This window comes from Microbispora sp. GKU 823, from assembly GCF_002027145.1.
GTDB lineage: Bacteria > Actinomycetota > Actinomycetes > Streptosporangiales > Streptosporangiaceae > Microbispora > Microbispora siamensis.
On record NZ_MWJN01000114.1, the window covers coordinates 1 to 20,079 of the forward strand.

The window sequence follows — 20,079 nt, forward strand, 5'->3', positions numbered from 1 at the left end:
CGGGCCAGCCGCCCCGCCGTGACCGCCTGCCGCATCGCCGCGGCCATCAGGCCGGGCCGGTGCGCCCGGGTCACGGCGGTCGCCAGCAGCACGGCGTCGCAGCCCAGCTCCATCGCCAGCGCGGCGTCGCTGGCGGTGCCGATGCCCGCGTCGAGGATCACCGGCACCGTGGCGCCCTCGACGATCAGCTCGATGCTGTGCGGGTTGCGGATGCCCAGACCGGAGCCGATCGGGGCGCCGAGCGGCATCACGGCGGCGCACCCGGCGTCCTGGAGCCTGCGGGCCAGCGCCGGGTCGTCGCCGATGTACGGCAGCACCACGAAGCCGTCGGCGACCAGCCGCTCGGCGGCGTCGAAGGTCTCGATCGGGTCGGGCAGCAGGGTGCGCTCGTCCGCGATGACCTCCAGTTTGACCCAGTTGGTCTCCAGCGCCTCGCGGGCGAGACGGGCGGTCAGCACGGCCTCCCCGGCGGTGAAGCAGCCCGCCGTGTTCGGCAGCACCTTGATGCCGCGGGCGCGCAGCACGTCCAGCACCGAACCGCGGGACTCCGGGTCGAGCCTGCGCATCGCGACGGTCGTCATCTCGGTGCCGGACGCCTCCAGCGCCTGGTCGAGCACCTCCAGCGACGGCGCGCCGCCGGTGCCCATGATGAGCCGCGAGGTGAACTTCTCCCCGCCCAGCACGAGGATGTCGTCGGTCATGCTCACCCTCCCTGCACGGCCGTGAGCACCTCGACGCCGTCGCCGTCGGCGACCTGGGTGGAGTCCCAGGCGCTCCGGCTCACGACTTCGCCGTTCAGCGCCACCGCGACCCCGGACGTGAGGGCCGTGAGGGTCCGTACGGCGTCGCCGACCGTGGCGCCGTCCGGCAGTTCGGCCGCGCCTCCGTTGATCGTGACTTTCATTGACTGAATCTCCCTGGATCGCAGAACCGGGCGACCGGGGGCACCTCGTCGCCGGTGAGGAACGCGGCGACGGCGTCGGCCGTGATCGGGGACAGCAGCACCCCGTTGCGTCCGTGCCCGGTCGCCGCGAGCACGCCGGGCGGCCCGGCCGGGCCGATGAGCGGCAGGTTGTCGGGCGTGCCCGGGCGGAAGCCGGCCGTCGTCTCGGCGAGTTCGAGCTCGGTGATGCCGGGCACCAGCTCGCGGGCGTCGCGCAGCAGCTCGTACACGCCTCCGGCGGTGACCCGCGCGTCGTACCCCATCTCCTGGGTCGTGGCGCCCAGGGTGATCTCTCCGTCGCCCCGGGGGACCAGGTAGGCGGGGGAGCCGTGAACCAGCCCCCTGACGCAGCGGGTGAGGAACCCCCGGGGCCCGCGCAGCCGGAGGATCTCGCCCTTGACCGGGCGCACCGGCAGGCCGGGCAGCAGGGAAGCCGACCACGATCCGGCCGCTACGACGACCTGTCCGGCCGCGACGACGCCGCCGGACTCCAGCCGTACGGAGGGAGCGCCGGGCCCCTGGGCGTCGATTTCGGCGACGCGCTCGGTCACCAGCGTGCCGCCCGCCTTCTCGAAGGCCGCGAGGAGGGCGCGCACGACCCTGCGGGGGTTGACCCAGGCGTCGTCGCGGGCCAGCAGCCCGCCGCGTACGGAGGGGGAGAGCATCGGCTCGAAGGAGCGGCACTCGCGCCCGGTGAGCCGTTCGACCCGCAGGCCGAGCGTCCGCTCGAAGGCCGCGAGGTCGTCGAGGAAGGCCATGTCGTCGGCGCCGCGGGCGACCTCCAGCGTTCCCTCGGTCCGGTAGTCGAGGTCGGCGCCGGTCTCGTCCTCCAGCTCCGCCCGGAACGCCGGCCAGGCCGCCAGCGACGCGAGGCCGAGCCGCAGCAGCGGCTCCTCCGTGTAGGTCACCTCGCTGACCGGCGCGAGCATCCCGGCCGACGCGTGCGTTGCGCCGCCTCCGGGCGTGGGGTCGACCACCGCCACCGAAAGCCCCCGCCGCGCGGTGCGCCAGGCCGCGGCCAGGCCCTCCACCCCGCCGCCCACGATCACGACGTCGTAGCCGGGCCGCGCGCCGGATGGCGGTGTGTGGGACACAGCGCTCCCTTCGCCGGCATTACCCGGATCAGGTCGGGGCGGTCGAGAGCCGCACGCTCTCCTCTCAGCCCGGTCCGCCGGGCTCCCGCGCGTCTTACCCCCACAAGGGTAGTACGCCGCCCAAAACGGCCGATCGCCGGATCGGCGGGTCCGGGGCCTCCCGCCGGAGCATGATGGCCCGACCCGGATCGACTCGACGGAGGTATCCCATGGCCACGATGCTGTACTCGGCCACCATGTCCCTGGACGGCTTCATCGCGGGGCCGGGCGGCGACATGTCCTGGCTGACCGAACACCTCGGGCCCAACCCGACCGTGGACGAGCTCGTCGGCGACATCGGCGCGCTGCTCGTCGGCAACCGCACCTTCCGCGGGGACGACCCGTACCGGGACACCCCGCAGGAGGGTGAGCCGTTCGGCGGCGGGTGGAGCGGGCCGCAGTTCGTGCTCACCCACGACGTCCCGGCCGCGCCGGTGCCCGGCGTGACCTTCGTGACGGACCTCGGCGCCGCCGTCGCGGCGGCCAAGTCGGCCGCCGGGGACAAGTACGTCAACGTGCTCGGGGCCGACGTCGCCGCGCAGTGCCTCGACGCGGGCCTGCTCGACGAGATCCTCGTGTGCGTGGCGCCGGTCATGCTCGGCGACGGCGTCCGGCTGTTCTCCCGCCCCGGCGGGGCCCGCGTGCGGCTCGAAAGGACCGGCGTCACGCACGTGCCGCACGCGACGAACATCTGGATGCGCGTGGTGCGATGAGAAAGTGGCGGGCTTCACAACGTGGGCCCCCGCGGAAGTGCGCGTCAATTGCCCAACTCGTTATGGGGGGCCCGTTGGCCAGGGCCCCCGTTGACAATCTATGGTCAAGCTGTGGATCACGTCGTGGTGGTGGGTGCCGGCCTGGCCGGCGTGCGAAGCATCGAGGCGTTGAGGTTCCGTGGGTTCACCGGACGCATCACGCTCATCGGCGAGGAACACCATCGCCCCTATGACCGGCCGCCGCTGTCGAAGGCGGTGCTGCTCGGAGAGACCGACTCCACCGTGGTCGACTCCGACCTCGACGCCCTCGACGTACGGCTGTGCCTCGGCACGGCGGCCAAGGGCCTGCGTGACGGCGTGCTGGAGACGACCGAGGGCGAGCTGGAGTACGACGGCCTGGTGATCGCCACCGGCGCCACGCCGATCCGCCTGCGCGGTGAGGGCCGCCAGCACGTGCTGCGCACGATCGAGGACGCGCTCGCGCTGCGCGAGCGGCTGGTCCCCGGCGCCCGCGTGGCCGTCGTCGGGGCCGGCTGGATCGGCGCCGAGGTCGCCACCGCGGCGGCCAGGGCCGGTTGCACGGTGACGGTGGTGGAGGCGGGGGAGAGCCCGCTCGCCGTGGCGCTCGGGCCCGCCGTGGGCAGCCACACCACCGACTGGTACGCCCGGGCGGGCGTCGAGCTGCGCCTCGGCGCGCTGGTCGGCACCGTGGACGCCGACGGCCTCACGCTCATGTCCGGCGCCCGGGTGCCGGCCGACGTGGTCGTCACCGGTGTCGGGGTGCGCCCCGCCGTCGACTGGCTGAAGGGGTCGGCGGTCCGGCTCGACGACGGGGTGGTGGTCGACGAGCACCTGCGCACGTCGCTGCCCAACGTGGTCGCGGTGGGCGACTGCGCGAACTGGTGGTCGCGCAGGTTCCGCACCCGGCTGCGGGTCGAGCACTGGGACACCGCGCTTCAGGCCCCCGACACGGCCGCCGCCACCCTGCTGGGCGAGGAGGCGGTCTACGACCCCGTGCCGTACTTCTGGTCGGAGCAGTTCGGTCACATGGTGCAGTTCGCCGGTCACCGGGAGGCCGGCGACCGCATGGTGCTGCGCGGCGATCCGCGCAGGGACGCGAAGTGGGCGGTGTGCTGGCTGACGGCGGACGACCGGCTCGCCGCGGTGCTCACCGTCGACCGGCCGCGCGACGTGGTGCAGGGCCGCAAGATCGTCGAGAGCGGCCGGCGGCTCGACCCCCTGCGGGTGGCCGACGCGGCCGTGCCGCTCCGCGACTGCATTATGGCGTAATCGAGGTGTTTCCTGGCAGCTCGCCTGTGGTAATGGTGGATCCGTGACGCTTACTGTTGCGAAGATCGACCGGGAGACCGACCAGCTCGTAGGGGAGTGGCTCCCCCTCTCGGAAGCCGCCGAGAAGCTGGGACTCAGCGTCGGCCGCGCCAAGCAACTCCTGAAGGACAAGAAGCTCGTCGGCGTCCGGCGGGGCGGCGGCGAGCCGCAGATCCCGGCGGTGTTCATCGCGGACGGCGAGGTGCTCAAGGGCCTGCCCGGCACGCTCACGGTCCTGTCCGACGCCGGGTACGACGAGGTGGAGTCGATCCGGTGGCTGTTCACCCCGGACGACTCGCTGCCGGGGTCCCCGATCGACGCGATCGTGAAGGGCCGGCACACCGAGGTCAAGCGCAGGGCCCAGGCCCTCGGCTTCTGACCGTACCGCCGCATGGCATTGTGGTCGGGTGAACGACATCCGGCGACAGCGGCTCGCGCAGGCCAGGCTCTACCTCTGCACTGACGGCAGAAGGGATCGCGGCGACCTGGAGAAGTTCCTCGACGCGGTCCTGTCCGGCGGGGTGGACATCGTCCAGCTCAGGGAGAAGGGCCTGGAGGCGCGCGAGGAGCTGGACCTGCTCGAGGTGTTCCGCGCGGCCTGCGACAGGCACGGCGCGCTGCTGGCGGTCAACGACCGGGCGGACGTGGCCTACGCCGCCCGGCCCGACATCCTGCACCTCGGCCAGGACGATCTCCCGGTCCCGGTGGCCCGGGAGATCCTCGGTCCCGATGTCCTCATCGGCAGGTCCACGCACTCGGCGGCCGAGGCGTCGGCCGCCGCCGTGGAGCCGGGGGGTGGACTACTTCTGCTGCGGGCCGATCTGGCCCACGCCCACCAAGCCCGGCCGTCCGGCGCCCGGCCCCGCGCTGCTCGAGCACGCCGCGCGCCTGGGCGCCGACCGGCCGTGGTTCGGCATCGGCGGCATCGACCTGGGCAACCTCGACGAGGTGATGGCGCACGGCGTGCGCCGCGCCGTGGTCGTCCGGGCCGTGACCGAGGCCGACGACCCCGGCGCCGCCGCAGCCGCGCTCAAGGCCCGGCTGTCCGCCGTCCCGCTCTGACCGGAACGTCTCCTCCGGGCCCGTCCCGCCGGCCCGGCGGCGGGCGGCGGTCCGGGCCGTGTGGTCTCGTCAGGTGCGGCGGGACGTGGCGGCGACGGCCAGGGCGGCCAGCGCCTTACGGGCCTCCTCCTCGATCGGCGCCTGCTCGAGGGCGTGCAGCGCGTCGTCGAGGTAGCGCTTGATCATGCCTTCGCACGCGGCCAGCGCGCCGGTCTCCTCGATCACCGTACGCAGCCGCCCGACCCCCTCGGCGTCCAGTCCGGGGTCGCCGAGCAGGGCCCGTACGACCTCCGTCTGGGCGGGGGTGGCCGAGGCGAGCGCGCGCGCGATCAGGACGGTCCGCTTGCCCTCGCGAAGGTCGTCCCCGGCGGGCTTGCCGGTCTCCGCCGGGTCGCCGAAGACGCCGAGGATGTCGTCGCGGAGCTGGAAGGCGATGCCCACCTGCTGGCCGTACTGCACGCAGAGCCGGTCGATCCAGGCGTGCCGGGCCCGGGCGGCGAGGACGAGCCCGAGCCGGAGCGGCTGTTCGACGGAGTACTTGCCGCTCTTGTACAGCGCCACCCGCAGGGCGCTGTCGAACGTGCTCTCGCCCTGCGCCTGTTCGAGCAGGTCGAGGTACTGCCCGCACATCAGTTCGGTGAGCATGTAATCGTGCAACGGCTGGGCGGCGGCCATCGCCTCGGGCGCCAGGCCGCTGGTGCGCCACATCTCCCCGGACCACACCAGCAGCAGGTTCCCCAGCAGCACGGCCGAGCCCTCGCCGAACTGCCGGGCGGAGCCGTGCCAGCCCGCCTCGGTGTGCATCCGCTCGAACCGGCGGTGCGCCGACGGCATGCCCCTGCGCACGTCGCTCGCGTCCATGACGTCGTCGTGGATGAGCGCGCTGGCCTGCAGGAGTTCCAGCGAGGCGGCGGCGGTGTGCAGTCCCGGATCGTCGCCTCCCCCGGCGGCACGCCATCCCCAGTGGCAGAAGGCGGGACGCAGCCGTTTGCCGCCCGCCAGGAAGTCCTCCGCGGCGGACAGCAGGGCGGCCAGATGAGGGTCACCGAAGTGTGGTCGCTGCCGGTCGAGGAACTCCCGGAGTGCGCGGTCCACCTCCGTACGGATGGAATCGAGCGAGGCGGCGGAAGCGGTCATGCTCTGAGACTAACCGGGGTTGATCCGGACACCCAGCATCAGATCCCCTTCAAGTGGGTTAACTCACTCTGTTAGGGAAAACGTCCACATAGCAAGACCGCGGGGGCCGCGAAAACCGTCCTCGCTGTACCCTTGCCGGTATGGCTCTCGGTCTGCCCTCGCGGCTTCCTGATCGCGTCCCGACGGTCCGCGAACTGCTGGCGGCGGGCGAGCGCTCGTTCTCGTTCGAGTTCATGCCTCCGAAGACGGACGAGGGGGAGCGCCAGCTGTGGCGGGCGATCCGTGAGCTGGAGGCGCTGCGGCCGACGTTCGTCTCCGTGACCTACGGCGCCGGCGGCTCGACCCGGGATCGCACGGTGGACATCGTCGAGCGGCTGGCGCACGAGACGACGCTGACCCCCGTCGCCCACTTCACCGCGGTCGACCACTCGATCCGCGAGCTGCGCCATCTCGTCGGCAGGTTCGCCGACGCGGGCGTCCGCAACATCCTCGCCGTACGCGGCGACCCGCGCGGCGGCAACCCCCTGGACGAGTGGGTCAAGCACCCGGAGGGCGTCCTGTACGCCGAGGAGCTGGTGCGGCTGATCCGTCAGGCGGGCGACTTCTGCGTGGGGGTGGCGGCCTTCCCGTACAAGCACCCCAGGTCGGCGACCATCGAGTCGGACACCAGGTATTTCGTGCAGAAGTGCCGGGCCGGCGCGGACTACGCGATCACGCAGATGTTCTTCAGGGCGGAGGACTACCTGCGGCTGCGCGACCGCGTGGCGGCCCACGGGTGCGACACCCCGATCATTCCCGGCATCATGCCCGTCACGCAGATGAGCACGATCGCCCGGTCGGAGCAGCTGTCCGGCGCGCCGTTCCCGCCGGAGGTGGCCGAGCGGTTCGAGGCCGTCGCCGACGACCCGGCCGCGGTCCGCCGCCTCGGCATCGAGCACGCCGTCGAGCTGTGCCAGAAGCTTCTCGACGAGGGCGCGCCCGGCATCCACTTCATCACCTTCAACCGGTCGAGCGCGACCCGCGAGGTGTTCCAGGCGCTGCACAGCGTGCCCGCCGCCGTCGCCGGCTGAGCCGGCCGGTCCCGTCAGCCCTCGCGGGCCGCGCGCTCGGACAGCGGCAGCCGCACCCCGGCGATGACGTACTCCTCGTAGCCGCCGGGGAAGACGAACCGGGTCATCAGATCGGCGAACCCGACGTCCCGGTAGAGATGCCGGGCCACCGTGGGGGCGTCGTGCGTCGACAGCACGGCCGTACGCTCAGGGCGGCCCTCGCACAGCGTGTGGATCATCCGCCGGCCGATGCCCTGGCCCTGATACTCGGGGCGCACGTGGACCTCGGCGATCTCCAGGGCGTCGCCGAACCAGTCCTCCGCCACCACCGGCCCGGCCCGGTCCTGCAGCGCCCCGCGTACGACGTCGTGCCACCACTGCCCCTGGCCGCCGTGGAAGCCGTACGCGAAGCCGGCGATCCCGGAGGCCTGCGTGTCCTCCGCGAGCACGCAGTCGAAGTCGGGATAGGTGGCGTGGTTACGCATGATCGCCATGCGGCCCGCGAGCTGGTCCGACGGCGGGCGCATGGCGACCGTGTAGATCTCCAGCACGGTGTCCAGCACCGCCCTGAATTGGTCGGGGCCCACCCGTCGCAGTCGGATCACGCGTCGCACACTAGCAAAACGGCGCCCGGCCGGTCCGGCAGGCGTCACTCCACCTCGGCGGCCGTGCCCCCGGTGATGCGCAGCAGTTCGTCGTAGGACGTGGGGAAGACGGTGTGGGGATGCCCCGCGGCCGCCCACACGACCTCGTGCTTGCTCAGCCAGCTGTCCACCAGCGTGCGTACGGGCGCGGGGTGCCCGACCGGGGCGACGCCGCCGATGGGCTGCCCGGTGTGCTCGCGGACGAACTCCGGTGTGGCCCGCCGCACCTTCGCCGCGCCCACGAGCCGCGCGACCAGCTCGGTGTTCACGCGGTGGGCGCCGCTGGTCAGCACCAGCAGCGGCGCGCCGTCCGCGTCGAAGATCAGGCTGTTGGCGATCGCGCCGACCTCGCAGCCCAGCTGGGCCGCCGCCGTGGCGGCCGTCGGGGCGGCCTCGCCCAGCACGACGACCTCGCCCTCCACCGCGTGGGCTCGCAGGGCCTCCTGGACCCGGACGACGTTGGGATGCAACTTTTCTGCCACCTGGTCACTCTAAACGGATTGCAAGGGCATACGCGGCCGATTATGGCCACTTACGATCACGCGGCGCACAATCGGACCGTAAAGTGAGTCCTTTGATCGAGTAACGGGCTTATGAGGGGGTTGGTCATGATGAGGAGTCGACGGCGACTGCTCGTCGCGGTGGGGGCCGTGACGTTCGCGACGGCCTTCGCGGCGACCGGCGTCGCCGGCACGGCGCAGGCGCGCACCGCCGCCCCGGCGGGGGTGGTGACCACGGGGACCGGGCTCCCGGCGTTCTCGGTGTCCTCGGCGCTTCCCGCGCTCCCGGCACGTGGCGCCGTCCCCGCCCGTGCCACCGGTTATCCGCAGTTCGCCGCCCCGGGCAAGACGCTCAAGCTCGGCGCCAAGGGTTCCGCGGTGAAGGCGCTGCAGGCCAGGCTCAAGGAGCTCGGGTATGTGCCCGGCAGCGTCGACGGCCGGTACGGCGGCACCACCATGATGGCGGTCTGGGCGTTCCAGAAGGTGCAGGGGATCAAGCCGACCAGCACGGTCGCCGCCCGCACCTGGAAGGCGCTGGAGAACCCCCGGGCGCCCCAGGTCCTGGTGCCGAGGGGCAAGGCGACCCGCGTCGAGGTGAACCTGACCAAGCAGGTGATGGTTCTGTACCGGGACGGCGCGCCGGTGCTGATCAGCCACATCTCCAGCGGCAGCGGCATCCCCTACACCGAGTACGCCACCTGGAACGGCAAGCGGCAGCGCTTCTCCGGCAGCGCCCGCACGCCGACCGGCGACTACAAGACCACTTGGCGGGTCAAGGGCTGGCACCGGTCCTACCTCGGGCAGCTCTACAACCCGATCTTCTTCAACGGCGGCATCGCGCTCCACGGCGCGCTGTCGGTGCCGCTCTACCCGGCGTCGCACGGCTGCGTGCGGCTGCCGATGAACGTGGCCGAGATCCTGCCCGGCATGCTCGGCAAGGGCGTCCCTGTGCACGTCAGGGGCGCCTTCAGGCGCTGATCCCGTCCCCCGGAGGGGCCCGCGCGAGGTGTCGCGCGGGGCCCCTCCGTCGTCTCGTGCCCGTGTTTCGAACGCGGTCCTCGAACACGTATTCGTTGACAGTCTTGACAGAGGACATGATCGAATCTATGTTCGATGGAGTGGGCGTGGGACTCGCGGCTCGCGCCCACCCCGTTGGATTCGTGCCTTCGTCGTCGGCGGAGACGGATGCGGCACGGCCCGCGGCGTGGGCCGGACGGGGAGAGGGGAAGCTCCTCGTCCGGCCGCCCACGGGAGCCTGAGAAAGCGTCGGGCGATCTCGAGCGGTTCACGGGATCTCCCGGCCGGCGAAATTGTCGGTGCGATCTGCGACTGTGAGGTCACCGGCGACCTTCGCCGGAGTGCCACGACTCAAGGAGGCGGGCATGACTGAGCAGAACGACGATCAGAAGAGCGGGCCCCGGCTCTCGCAGGCGGTTCTGGCACACCTCGCGGACGCCAGGGCATGCCTCGCGGACGCCACCGTCGGGCCCACCCCAGCGGACCGCTACGTGTCGGCCCATCTGGCGGCCCTCCGCGCGGCCGCCGGGATCCTCGCGGCCCGTCCGCGGCCGATGGACGGCCGCAGGCGGCGGCTGCGCAGCGCCTGGGAGCTGCTGCCGGAGGCCGAGCCCAAGCTCGCGGACTGGGCGGCCTACTTCGCGGTGACCGCGACCAAGCGCGCGGCGGCCGAGGCCGGAATGGTCCGGGCCGTCACGCAGAACGACGCAGAGGAGATCATAGCGGAGGCGGACAGGTTCGTCGGCGAGGTCGAGTCGATCCTCGGCCTGCCCGGCCGCCCCACGCTGCCCATGGCCGGCTGACCTCCGTTCAGACGCCGTCGCGTGGTCAGACGGGGTCGCGCTCCAGCGGGCAGCTCATGCACCGCGGCCCGCCGCGCCCGCGGCCGAGCTCGCTGCCCCGGATCGTGATGACCTCGATTCCGTGCCTGCGCAGATGGTTGTTGGTCGTGGTGTTGCGCTCGTAGGCCACGACCACGCCGGGTTCCAGCGCCAGCACGTTGCAGCCGTCGTCCCACTGCTCGCGCTCGGCCGCGTGCACGTCCTGCGTCGGCGTGAGGACCTTGATGTCGTCCAGGCCGAGGGCCCGCGCGATCGCCTTGTGCATGTCCTCCGGCGGGTGGTCGGTGACCTTCAGCTCCTTGTCGGTGTCGCCCGGCTCCACCGTGTACGACGGGAGCATGCCGAGCCCGGCGTACTTGGTGAACACGCCCACGTCGACGTTGGTCATCACGGTGTCGAGGTGCATGAACGCACGGGTCTTGGGCAGGTCGAGCGCCACGATGCGGGTCGCCGACCCCGCCCGGAACAGGTTGGTCGCCAGCATCTCCACGGCCTGCGGCTGGGTGCGTTCGCTCACCCCGACGAGCACGACGCCGTTGCCGAGCACCAGGACGTCGCCGCCCTCGATGGTGGCTGGGGCCATGCGCACGCCCTCGTACCAGACGTTGAACCCGCCGCCGTCGGGGTTGCCGTACCCCGCGGCGAACAGCGGGTGCCACCGGTAGACCGCCTCGTAGTTGACGGTCTCCCGCCTGCGCGCCTTCTTGCGCATCGGGTTGATCGACACCCCGTCGTACACCCAGCAGGAGGTGTCGCGGGCGAACAGGTGATTGGGCAGCGGCGGGAGGACGAAGTCGTCCAAACCGAGCGTGTGGAAGGCGATGGAGCCGGGGTCGCAGCCCAGCTCCATGATCTCGCGTTTGATGATCCCGCCGGTCAGCAGCGGCGCGAGCGTGTCCGCGTCGAGGGCGTCGAGCGTGTTGCGGATCGCGTCGGCGGCCAGCGGGCCGAACCAGTGCTCGTCGACGCTGCCGTCGAGGATGTGCTTGCGCGCGTCGGGGATCTCGATCACCTCCCGCAGGAGGTCGCCGAGGTGGTGCACCTCGACGCCGCGCCCGGCGAGCACCTCGCACCACTCCCGGTGCTCCTCCAGCGCGCGGTGCACCCAGAGCACGTCGTCGAACAGCAGGCCGTCCTTGTTGCCCGGGGTGAGCCGCTTGAGCGCGAGTTCGGGTATGTCGACCAGGACCCGGCGCAGCCTGCCCACCTCGGAGCCCACGTAAAACGTCATGTCCTGCCTATCCCCGCGTGGCGGGAATCACTCGTACGGGCGGCTCCCCGTTGCGGCGGCGCCGCCCGTGACGAGGGGGTGTCTGACACGACCTGGGCCGGAGAGGCCGGAGAGGGCGGACATCGTCACGGGGAGCCGCGTACGAACCGGGTGGGAGGTCAGAAGGACTCGACGGCGCGGCGGGCCTCCGCGTCGAGCACGCCCCAGTGGATGAACTCCTCGGTCAGCTCGACCGGCGACTTGTCGTAGATGACCGCGAGCGAGCGCAGGTCCTCCTGCCGGATGGACAGCACCTTGCCGTTGTAGTCGCCGCGCTGGCTCTGGATGGTGGCGGCGTAACGGGCAAGCGGGCCGGCCTTGTCCTTCGGCAGCTGGGACAGCCGCTCCAGGTCGATGACCAGCTTGGGAGCGGGCGCAAGAGGGCTGGGGGCGGCTCCGCCCGGAAGAAGCTCCGACACCGGCACTCCGTAGAAATCCGCGAGCTCGGCGAGCTTCTGCACGGTCACCGCGCGGTCGCCCCGCTCGTAGGAGCCCACGACGACGGCCTTCCACCGCCCACGGGACTTCTCTTCCACACCGTGCAGGGACAGCCCCTGCTGGGTCCGGATGGCGCGCAGGCGCGCGCCCAGCGACTTGGCGTAGTCAGACGGCATCGTGTGGCCCCCGGCTTTCTATGTCTCTTCTCACTTGATTGTGCGTCCTTGTCCTAAGCGTTCCGAACACCGGGGCTGGTGCCGTGACCGGCACCTTCGGTGACCGCTGCGTCGGGTTTTACCCAGGAAGGTCGCGTGTTGTGGTTACGGACAGTGACGGTAAAGCCGACACTCCCAAAGGTCAAGCTGATTGGAAAAAAGAGCGTCAAACAGTGCTCTCACCGAAATCACCGACACCCGGTGCGATGCGGCTTCCGATCCCCGGCACGCCCCTCGCCCGCCCCGGGAACGGGCCCGGCGCGCCTCCGTCACGCCGGGGGCGGACGGTCCCTCCGGGGCATCACCCCTGGCGGGAGGGGGGTTCGCAGACGGCCCTGATACTCTAAGCAGACCCGACACCCTTTTAAGACCCGTCCCGTGAGGCGGGAAAGGTGGTGACTTTTTCATGTCTGATGCCCAAAATCAGGCCCGTGCCGTCCTGGAGGGGCCCGACATCCATCGGGCGCTCACCCGGATCGCGCACGAGATCCTCGAACGCACCAGAGGCGCGGAGAGCGTCGTCCTGCTCGGCATCCCCACCCGCGGCGCCACGCTCGCGCACCGCATCGCCGGGCGCATCGCGCAGTTCGAGGGGATCAAGGTCCCCGTCGGCGCCATCGACGTCACGATGTACCGCGACGACCTTCGCCTGCGGCCCGCGCGCCCGCTCGGCCGCACCGAACTGCCCCCGGACGGCGTGGACGGCAGGACCGTCGTCCTCGTGGACGACGTCCTCTACTCCGGCCGCACCGTGCGCGCCGCGCTCGACGCGCTGAACGACGTGGGCAGGCCCAGGGCCGTCCAGCTCGCCACGCTCGTGGACCGCGGCCATCGGGAGCTGCCGATCCGCGCCGACTACGTCGGCAAGAACCTGCCGACCTCCAAGAGCGAGAAGGTCAAGGTCTTCCTGGAGGAGACGGACGGGCGCGACGCGGTCGTGCTCATCAAGGAGGACGACCGATGAAGCGTCACCTGATCTCGACCGGCGACCTCACCCGCGACGACGCGCTCCTCATCCTCGACACGGCCGAGGAGCTGGCGCGGGTCTCGCAGCGGTCCATCAAGAAGCTGCCGACGCTGCGCGGCCGCACGGTGGTGAACCTCTTCTTCGAGGACTCCACCCGGACCCGCATCTCCTTCGAGGCCGCGGCCAAGCGCCTGTCGGCCGATGTGATCAATTTCTCGGCCAAGGGGTCGAGCGTGTCCAAGGGCGAGTCGCTGAAGGACACCGCGCTCACCCTGGAGGCCATGGGCGCCGACGCCGTGGTGATCCGGCACAGCGCCTCGGGCGCGCCGCACCGCCTGGCCACCTGGGTACGCGGCAGCGTGGTCAACGCCGGGGACGGCACCCACGAGCACCCCACCCAGGCGCTGCTCGACGCCTTCAGCATCCGCCGCCGGCTGGGCCGGCTGGAGGGCCTGAAGGTCGCCGTCGTGGGCGACGTGCTGCACAGCCGGGTCGCCCGGTCCAACGTGCTGCTGCTGCACACGCTCGGCGCGGAGGTGACGCTGGTCGCGCCGCCGACCCTGCTGCCGGTGGCGGTCGAGACCTGGCCCTGCCAGATCTCGTACGACCTCGACGCCGTGCTGCCCAAGTCGGACGTCGTGATGATGCTGCGGGTCCAGCTGGAGCGGATGAACGCGGCCTACTTCCCCTCGGCGCGGGAGTACAGCCGCCGCTACGGCCTCGACCGCGACCGCTTCGCCCGCCTGCACGACGACGCCATCGTCATGCACCCCGGCCCGATGAACCGCGGCATGGAGATCTCCGCGGAGGTCGCCGACTCGCCGCGCTCGACGATCGTCGAGCAGGTCGCCAACGGCGTTACGGTCCGGATGGCCGTCCTCTACCTGCTGCTCGGCGGTTCCGAGCCCGCGATCGGAGGCGCCGAATGAGCACGTACGACCTTCACGAGGGGACTGTGACCACCATCCTCATCAGGGGCGCCCGGATCCTGGGCGGCGCCCCGAGCGACATCCTGCTGCGCGACGGCGTCGTGGCCGAGACCGGCGATCTCGCGGGCGCGAAGGCCGGCCAGACGGTCGACGCCGACGGGCTGGTCGCCCTGCCCGGCCTGGTCGACCTGCACACCCACCTGCGCGAGCCCGGCCGGGAGGACGCCGAGACCGTCGAGACCGGCACCCAGGCCGCGGCGCGCGGCGGCTACACCGCCGTCCACGCCATGGCCAACACCTCCCCGGTGGCCGACACCGCGGGCGTGGTGGAGCAGGTCTGGCGGCTCGGCCAGGAATACGGCCACTGCGACGTGCAGCCCGTGGGCGCGGTGACCTCCGGTCTCGAGGGCCGCCAGCTCGCCGAGCTCGGCGCGATGGCCGACTCCGCGGCCCGCGTGCGGGTCTTCTCCGACGACGGCAAGTGCGTCTCCGACGCCGTGCTGATGCGCCGGGCGCTGGAGTACGTCAAGGCGTTCGACGGCGTCGTCGCCCAGCACGCCCAGGAGCCCAGGCTGACCGAGGGCGCCCAGCTCAACGAGGGCGAGGTGTCGGCCAGGCTCGGCCTGACCGGCTGGCCGGCGGTCGCCGAGGAGGCGATCATCGCGCGCGACTGCCTGCTCGCCGCGCACGTCGGCTCCCGGCTGCACGTCTGCCACGTCTCCACCGCGGGCTCCGTCGAGATCATCCGCTGGGCCAAGTCGAAGGGCTGGGACGTGACCGCCGAGGTCACCCCGCACCACCTGCTGCTGACCGACTCCTGCGCGGAGAGCTCGCCGCTCGGGCCGTACAACCCGATCTACAAGGTGAACCCGCCGCTGCGCACCGACGAGGACGTGCGGGCGCTGCGCGAGGCGCTGGCCGACGGCACGATCGACTGCGTGGCCACCGACCACGCGCCCCACCCGGTCGAGGACAAGGAGACCGAGTGGGCCGCGGCGGCCATGGGCATGATCGGCCTGGAGACGGCCCTGTCCGTGGTCCAGGAGGCCATGGTGGAGACCGGGCTGCTCGACTGGGCCGGCGTCGCCGACCGCATGTCCGCGCGGCCGGCCAGGATCGGCCGCCTGGCCGGGCACGGCCGCCCGATCGGGCCGGGCGCCCCCGGCAACATCACGCTGTACGACCCGTCGGTCCGGCAGCCCGTGGACCCTGCCGCGATGGCGTCGAAGAGCCGCAACACCCCCTACGAGGGGCTGACCCTGCCCGGCCGCGTCGTCGCCACGTTCCTGCGCGGCCGTCCCACCGTTCTCGAAGGGAAGCTCGTATGACAGCCCTGCTCGTGCTCGAGGACGGACGCGTCTTCGAGGGAACGCCGTACGGCGCCGTGGGCGAGACGTTCGGCGAGATGGTCTTCAACACCGGCATGACCGGCTACCAGGAGACGCTCACCGACCCCTCCTACCACCGCCAGATCGTGGCGATGACCGCCCCGCACATCGGCAACACCGGTGTCAACGACGAGGACCCCGAGTCCCGCAGGGTCTGGGTCGCGGGCTACGTGGTGCGCGAGCCGTCCAGGATCCCGTCGAACTGGCGCTCCCGCAGGACGCTCGACGACTACCTGCGCGACCAGGGCGTGGTCGGCATCGCGATGCCCGGCACCCGCGCCCTCACCCGCCACCTGCGCGAGCGCGGCGCGATGCGCGCAGGCATCTTCAGCGAGGGCGGCGAGATCGCCGACCTGGTGGAGCGGGTGCGGCGCTCGCCCGGCATGGAGGGCGCTGACCTGGCCCGCGAGGTCAGCACGCCGGAGCCGTACGTCGTGCCGGCGGCCGGGCGCAAGCGCTTCACCGTCGCCGCGGTCGACCTCGGCATCAAGGCCATGACGCCGCAGCGGATGTCCGAGCGGGGCTGCGAGGTGCACGTGCTGCCCGCGACCGCCAAGGCGGCCGACATCCTCGCCCTCGACCCCGACGGCGTCTTCTTCTCCAACGGCCCCGGCGACCCCGCCGCGGCCGGGTACGCGGTCGAGTCCCTGCGCGAGGTGCTGGACGAGAGCGTGCCGTTCTTCGGCATCTGCTTCGGCAACCAGATCCTCGGCCGGGCGCTCGGCCTCGGCACCTACAAGCTGCGGTACGGCCACCGCGGGGTGAACCAGCCGGTGCAGGACCGCAGGACCGGCAAGGTCGAGATCTCCGCGCACAACCACGGCTTCGCCGTGCGGGCGCCGCTCGACGGGCCGTTCGAGACGCCGTACGGCGCGGCCGAGGTGAGCCACGTCAACCTCAACGACGACTGCGTGGAGGGGCTGCGCCTGCTGGACCGCCCCGCGTTCAGCGTGCAGTACCACCCCGAGGCGGCCGCGGGCCCGCACGACGCCGCCTACCTGTTCGACGAGTTCTGCGAGCTGATGGACAAGAAGGGGGCCAAGGGTGCCTAAGCGTACGGACATCAGGTCCGTCATGGTGATCGGCTCCGGCCCGATCGTCATCGGACAGGCGTGCGAGTTCGACTACTCCGGCACCCAGGCCTGCCGCGTCCTGCGCAGCGAGGGCTTCCGGGTCATCCTCGTCAACAGCAACCCCGCCACGATCATGACGGACCCGGAGTTCGCCGACGCCACCTACGTCGAGCCGATCACCCCGGACATCGTCGAGAAGATCATCGCCAAGGAGCGGCCCGACGCGCTGCTGCCCACGCTGGGCGGCCAGACGGCGCTCAACACCGCCGTGGCGCTGCACGAGGCGGGCGTGCTCGACAAGTACGGCGTCGAGCTGATCGGCGCCGACATCGACGCCATCCAGGCGGGGGAGAACCGCGAGCGGTTCAAGGAGATCGTCGCCAAGGTCGCCGCCGAGCACGGGCTCAACGCCGAGTCGGCGCGCAGCGTGATCTGCCACACCATGGACGAGTGCCTGCGCGCGGCCGGCGAGCTGGGCTACCCGCTCGTCGTCCGCCCGAGCTTCACCATGGGCGGCGCGGGCTCCGGCTTCGCCCACGACGAGCAGGAGCTGCGCCGCATCGCCGGCGCCGGACTCGACGCGTCCCCGACCACCGAGGTGCTCCTGGAGGAGTCGATCCTCGGCTGGAAGGAGTACGAGCTGGAGGTCATGCGGGACCGCAACGACAACGTGGTCATCGTGTGCTCCATCGAGAACATCGACCCGATGGGCGTCCACACCGGCGACAGCGTGACGGTGGCGCCCGCGCTGACGCTGACCGACCGCGAGTACCAGAACATGCGCGACGTCGCGATCGCGGTCATCCGCGAGGTCGGCGTGGACACCGGCGGCTGCAACATCCAGTTCGCGGTCGACCCGCAGACCGGCCGGATGATCGTCATCGAGATGAACCCGCGCGTGTCGCGGTCGTCGGCGCTGGCGTCGAAGGCCACCGGCTTCCCGATCGCCAAGATCGCCGCCAAGCTCGCGATCGGCTACACGCTCGACGAGATTCCCAACGACATCACCAAGGAGACCCCGGCGTCGTTCGAGCCGTCGCTCGACTACATCGTGGTCAAGGTGCCGAGGTTCGCGTTCGAGAAGTTCGCCGGGGCCGACGAGACGCTGACCACCCACATGAAGTCGGTCGGCGAGGCGATGGCGATCGGCCGCTCCTTCCCCGAGGCGCTGCAGAAGGCGCTGCGGTCGCTGGAGAAGAAGGGGTCGTCGTTCAGCTGGGCGGGCGAGCCCGGCGACCTGGACGAGCTCCTGGAGGCCTGCCGCAAGCCGCACGACGGACGGCTGCGCACCATGCAGCAGGCCATCAGGGCGGGCGCGACCCCCGAGCAGGTCCACGAGGCCACGTCGGTCGACCCGTGGTTCGTCGACCAGCTCTTCGCGATCGACGAGGTCGCCCGGTCGATCACCGCGCTCGACCGGCCCACCCTCGACCTGGCCAAGCGGCACGGCTTCAGCGACGCGCAGATCGCCGAGATCCTGGGCGTGGCGGAGCCCGAGGTGCGGGCCAAGCGCCACGAGTTCGGCATCAGGCCCGTCTACAACACCGTGGACACCTGCGCCGCCGAGTTCGCCGCGCGCACGCCGTACCTCTACTCGACCTACGACGAGGAGACCGAGGTGCCGGTGGGGGACCGGCCCAAGGTGATCATCCTCGGCAGCGGGCCCAACCGCATCGGCCAGGGCATCGAGTTCGACTACGCCTGCGTGCACGCGTCGTTCGAGCTGGCCAAGGCCGGCTACGAGACCGTGATGGTCAACTGCAACCCCGAGACCGTCTCGACCGACTACGACACCTCCGACCGGCTCTACTTCGAGCCGCTCACGCTGGAGGACGTCCTGGAGGTCGTGCACGCCGAGCAGGAGACCGGGCCGGTCGTCGGCGTCATCGTGCAGCTCGGCGGCCAGACGCCGCTCGGGCTCGCCCAGGCGCTCAAGGACGCGGGGGTGCCCGTGGTCGGCACCTCGCCCGAGTCGATCCACCTCGCCGAGGACCGGGGCGCGTTCGGGCAGGTCCTCGCCGAGGCCGGGCTGCCCGCGCCCAGGCACGGCACCGCGACGACCGTGGAGGAGGCGCGGGCGGTCGCCGAGGAGATCGGCTACCCGGTGCTCGTGCGGCCGTCGTACGTGCTCGGCGGCGCCGGCATGGCCATCGTGTACGACGAGGACACCCTCGGGGCGTACATGGAGAGGGCGGCCTCCGAGCACCCGGTGCTGATCGACCGGTTCCTCGACGACGCCATCGAGATCGACGTGGACGCGCTGTTCGACGGCGAGGAGCTGTACCTCGGCGGCGTCATGGAGCACATCGAGGAGGCCGGCATCCACTCCGGCGACTCGGCGTGCGCCCTCCCGCCGATCACGCTGGGCGGCTTCGACATCAAGCGGATCCGCGCGGCCACCGAGGCCATCGCCCGCGGCGTGGGCGTGCGCGGCCTGCTGAACGTCCAGTACGCGATGGCCGCCAACGTGCTGTACGTCCTGGAGGCCAACCCCAGGGCCAGCCGTACGGTGCCGTTCGTGTCCAAGGCCACGGCGGTGCCGCTGGCCAAGGCGGCGGCGCGGCTGATGCTGGGCGCGACGATCGCCGAGCTGCGCGCCGAGGGCATGCTGCCGGCCGACTACGATGGCGGCACGCTGCCGCTGGACGCGCCGGTCGCGGTCAAGGAGGCGGTGCTGCCGTTCAACCGGTTCCGCGGCGTGGACACCGTCCTCGGGCCGGAGATGCGCTCGACCGGCGAGGTCATGGGCATCGACGAGTTCTTCGGCACGGCCTTCGCGAAGTCGCAGTCGGCGGCCTACGGCGCGCTGCCGACCAAGGGACGGGCGTTCGTCTCGGTCGCGAACAAGGACAAGCGGGCCATGATCTTCCCCGTGAAGGCGCTGGCGGATCTCGGCTTCGAGATCCTGGCCACGGAGGGCACCGCCGAGGTGCTGCGCCGTAACGGCGTACGTGCCAAGATCGTGCGCAAGCACAGCGACGGCACCGGTCCCGACGGCGAGTCGACGATCGTGCGGCGCATCCTCGACGGGGAGGTGGACCTCATCGTGAACACTCCGTTCGGCAGCCCCGGCCAGTCCGGGCCGCGCCTGGACGGGTACGAGATCCGCACCGCCGCCGTCAACCGCGGCATCGCCTGCATCACGACCGTCCAGGGCCTGGCGGCCGCCGTGCAGGGCATCCAGCACATCGTCAGGGGCGACATCGACGTGTGTTCTCTCCAGGAACACGCCAGGAGGCTGCGAAGCTAGCCCAGGGAAAGCGGAGGGCGCCATGAGCGCGGAGGGCGCGCCGGTGGTCTGGACTGAGGAGCGCGCGGGAGCGAAGCGACCAGAGCGCGACGAGGGCTGGATACACCGCGCGCCTCCGGCACGACCTCACCGGCTCAGGCGCCCGTAGCCGCTAGGGTCAGCGGCGCGACGATCAGGGAG

19 protein-coding genes, 1 pseudogene and 1 riboswitch are annotated in these 20,079 nt (G+C 71.8%); of the genes and pseudogenes, 12 read left to right on the plus strand and 8 right to left on the minus strand.

Translation table 11 applies throughout. The features are described from left to right. The 3 genes from B1L11_RS37515 to thiO form a co-directional block, all read right to left on the minus strand. On the minus strand, nucleotides 1-701 hold a 701-nt coding region (locus B1L11_RS37515), incomplete at its 3' end, for a thiazole synthase (RefSeq protein ID WP_079320012.1). A 2-nt stretch (nucleotides 702-703) separates the two neighbouring features. Beyond that, nucleotides 704-904: a sulfur carrier protein ThiS gene (gene thiS / locus B1L11_RS37520; RefSeq protein WP_079320013.1), complete on the minus strand. Its 201-nt coding sequence runs from the start codon at nucleotides 902-904 to the stop codon at nucleotides 704-706. Further along, nucleotides 901-2,037, minus strand: coding sequence for a glycine oxidase ThiO (gene thiO, locus B1L11_RS37525; RefSeq protein ID WP_079320032.1), 1,137 nt, complete (start codon nucleotides 2,035-2,037; stop codon nucleotides 901-903). The genes thiS and thiO overlap by 4 nt, the downstream gene beginning before the upstream one ends. Further along, a riboswitch (TPP riboswitch) is annotated at nucleotides 2,026-2,136 on the minus strand. Its footprint overlaps the gene before it by 12 nt. 110 nt (nucleotides 2,137-2,246) lie before the next feature. Here thiO and B1L11_RS37530 point away from each other — a divergent pair. The 4 genes and pseudogenes from B1L11_RS37530 (at nucleotide 2,247) to thiE (ending at nucleotide 5,180) form a co-directional block, all read left to right on the plus strand. After that, nucleotides 2,247-2,789, plus strand: a complete 543-nt coding sequence (locus tag B1L11_RS37530) for a dihydrofolate reductase family protein (RefSeq protein ID WP_079320014.1) — start codon at nucleotides 2,247-2,249, stop codon at nucleotides 2,787-2,789. 111 nt (nucleotides 2,790-2,900) lie between these two features. After that, entirely contained in the window at nucleotides 2,901-4,079 is a 1,179-nt protein-coding gene (locus tag B1L11_RS37535; protein ID WP_179155507.1) for an NAD(P)/FAD-dependent oxidoreductase, read from the plus strand. A 43-nt stretch (nucleotides 4,080-4,122) separates the two neighbouring features. Then, complete coding sequence (locus B1L11_RS37540; RefSeq protein WP_079320015.1) at nucleotides 4,123-4,497, plus strand: Rv2175c family DNA-binding protein; 375 nt, start codon at nucleotides 4,123-4,125, stop codon at nucleotides 4,495-4,497. Nucleotides 4,498-4,525: 28 nt separating this feature from the next. Beyond that, nucleotides 4,526-5,180: pseudogene (gene thiE, locus B1L11_RS37545) on the plus strand (thiamine phosphate synthase). A 69-nt stretch (nucleotides 5,181-5,249) separates the two neighbouring features. Here the strand turns inward: thiE and B1L11_RS37550 are convergent. After that, a complete protein-coding gene (locus tag B1L11_RS37550; RefSeq protein WP_079320016.1) occupies nucleotides 5,250-6,317 on the minus strand; it encodes a polyprenyl synthetase family protein in 1,068 nt (355 codons plus the stop codon). Nucleotides 6,318-6,457: 140 nt separating this feature from the next. Between B1L11_RS37550 and metF the strand changes: the two genes are divergently transcribed. Further along, entirely contained in the window at nucleotides 6,458-7,387 is a 930-nt protein-coding gene (gene metF, locus B1L11_RS37555; RefSeq protein WP_079320017.1) for a methylenetetrahydrofolate reductase [NAD(P)H], read from the plus strand. A 14-nt stretch (nucleotides 7,388-7,401) separates the two neighbouring features. Here metF and B1L11_RS37560 read toward each other — a convergent pair whose 3' ends face one another. Beyond that, complete coding sequence (locus B1L11_RS37560) at nucleotides 7,402-7,971, minus strand: GNAT family N-acetyltransferase (protein WP_079320018.1); 570 nt, start codon at nucleotides 7,969-7,971, stop codon at nucleotides 7,402-7,404. A 44-nt stretch (nucleotides 7,972-8,015) separates the two neighbouring features. Beyond that, nucleotides 8,016-8,492 (minus strand): YbaK/EbsC family protein, encoded by a 477-nt coding sequence (locus tag B1L11_RS37565; RefSeq protein ID WP_079320019.1) that lies wholly within the window; start codon nucleotides 8,490-8,492, stop codon nucleotides 8,016-8,018. 126 nt (nucleotides 8,493-8,618) lie between these two features. Between B1L11_RS37565 and B1L11_RS37570 the strand changes: the two genes are divergently transcribed. Beyond that, the gene (locus tag B1L11_RS37570; RefSeq protein ID WP_256863231.1) at nucleotides 8,619-9,488 is read left to right on the plus strand and encodes a L,D-transpeptidase family protein; all 870 of its coding nucleotides are present in this window, start codon (nucleotides 8,619-8,621) and stop codon (nucleotides 9,486-9,488) included. Between the two features lie 404 nt (nucleotides 9,489-9,892). Continuing rightward, nucleotides 9,893-10,330, plus strand: coding sequence for an SAV_6107 family HEPN domain-containing protein (locus B1L11_RS37575; RefSeq protein WP_079320021.1), 438 nt, complete (start codon nucleotides 9,893-9,895; stop codon nucleotides 10,328-10,330). A 25-nt stretch (nucleotides 10,331-10,355) separates the two neighbouring features. Here B1L11_RS37575 and B1L11_RS37580 read toward each other — a convergent pair whose 3' ends face one another. Continuing rightward, a complete protein-coding gene (locus B1L11_RS37580) occupies nucleotides 10,356-11,600 on the minus strand; it encodes an arginine deiminase (protein WP_079320022.1) in 1,245 nt (414 codons plus the stop codon). Nucleotides 11,601-11,758: 158 nt separating this feature from the next. After that, nucleotides 11,759-12,253 (minus strand): transcriptional regulator, encoded by a 495-nt coding sequence (locus B1L11_RS37585; protein WP_030508976.1) that lies wholly within the window; start codon nucleotides 12,251-12,253, stop codon nucleotides 11,759-11,761. A 445-nt stretch (nucleotides 12,254-12,698) separates the two neighbouring features. On the opposite strand from B1L11_RS37585, the gene pyrR reads away from it, so the two are divergent. The 5 genes from pyrR to carB are packed head-to-tail and all read left to right on the plus strand — an operon-like array spanning nucleotide 12,699 to nucleotide 19,899. Further along, a complete protein-coding gene (gene pyrR, locus B1L11_RS37590; RefSeq protein ID WP_079320023.1) occupies nucleotides 12,699-13,256 on the plus strand; it encodes a bifunctional pyr operon transcriptional regulator/uracil phosphoribosyltransferase PyrR in 558 nt (185 codons plus the stop codon). Then, nucleotides 13,253-14,188: an aspartate carbamoyltransferase catalytic subunit gene (locus B1L11_RS37595; protein ID WP_079320024.1), complete on the plus strand. Its 936-nt coding sequence runs from the start codon at nucleotides 13,253-13,255 to the stop codon at nucleotides 14,186-14,188. Before pyrR ends, B1L11_RS37595 begins: the two co-directional genes overlap by 4 nt. A 26-nt stretch (nucleotides 14,189-14,214) precedes the next feature. Continuing rightward, nucleotides 14,215-15,516 carry a dihydroorotase gene (locus tag B1L11_RS37600; RefSeq protein ID WP_079320034.1) on the plus strand — a complete coding sequence of 434 codons (1,302 nt, stop codon included), beginning with the start codon at nucleotides 14,215-14,217 and terminating at the stop codon, nucleotides 15,514-15,516. After that, nucleotides 15,513-16,628, plus strand: a complete 1,116-nt coding sequence (carA, locus tag B1L11_RS37605; protein ID WP_079320025.1) for a glutamine-hydrolyzing carbamoyl-phosphate synthase small subunit — start codon at nucleotides 15,513-15,515, stop codon at nucleotides 16,626-16,628. The genes B1L11_RS37600 and carA overlap by 4 nt, the downstream gene beginning before the upstream one ends. After that, nucleotides 16,621-19,899: a carbamoyl-phosphate synthase large subunit gene (gene carB, locus B1L11_RS37610; RefSeq protein WP_079320026.1), complete on the plus strand. Its 3,279-nt coding sequence runs from the start codon at nucleotides 16,621-16,623 to the stop codon at nucleotides 19,897-19,899. The genes carA and carB overlap by 8 nt, the downstream gene beginning before the upstream one ends. The last annotated feature ends 180 nt before the right edge of the window (nucleotides 19,900-20,079 follow it).

What these genes read in the sequence shown, in the direction of transcription:
- thiS (WP_079320013.1), bottom strand. Translation starts at nt 904, where the DNA reads ATGAAAGTCACGATCAACGGAGGCGCGGCCGAACTGCCGGACGGCGCC.
- B1L11_RS37530 (WP_079320014.1), top strand. Translation starts at nt 2,247, where the DNA reads ATGGCCACGATGCTGTACTCGGCCACCATGTCCCTGGACGGCTTCATC.
- B1L11_RS37550 (WP_079320016.1), bottom strand. Translation starts at nt 6,317, where the DNA reads ATGACCGCTTCCGCCGCCTCGCTCGATTCCATCCGTACGGAGGTGGAC.
- metF (WP_079320017.1), top strand. Translation starts at nt 6,458, where the DNA reads ATGGCTCTCGGTCTGCCCTCGCGGCTTCCTGATCGCGTCCCGACGGTC.
- B1L11_RS37570 (WP_256863231.1), top strand. Translation starts at nt 8,619, where the DNA reads ATGATGAGGAGTCGACGGCGACTGCTCGTCGCGGTGGGGGCCGTGACG.
- B1L11_RS37575 (WP_079320021.1), top strand. Translation starts at nt 9,893, where the DNA reads ATGACTGAGCAGAACGACGATCAGAAGAGCGGGCCCCGGCTCTCGCAG.
- B1L11_RS37580 (WP_079320022.1), bottom strand. Translation starts at nt 11,600, where the DNA reads ATGACGTTTTACGTGGGCTCCGAGGTGGGCAGGCTGCGCCGGGTCCTG.
- B1L11_RS37585 (WP_030508976.1), bottom strand. Translation starts at nt 12,253, where the DNA reads ATGCCGTCTGACTACGCCAAGTCGCTGGGCGCGCGCCTGCGCGCCATC.
- pyrR (WP_079320023.1), top strand. Translation starts at nt 12,699, where the DNA reads ATGTCTGATGCCCAAAATCAGGCCCGTGCCGTCCTGGAGGGGCCCGAC.
- B1L11_RS37595 (WP_079320024.1), top strand. Translation starts at nt 13,253, where the DNA reads ATGAAGCGTCACCTGATCTCGACCGGCGACCTCACCCGCGACGACGCG.
- carA (WP_079320025.1), top strand. Translation starts at nt 15,513, where the DNA reads ATGACAGCCCTGCTCGTGCTCGAGGACGGACGCGTCTTCGAGGGAACG.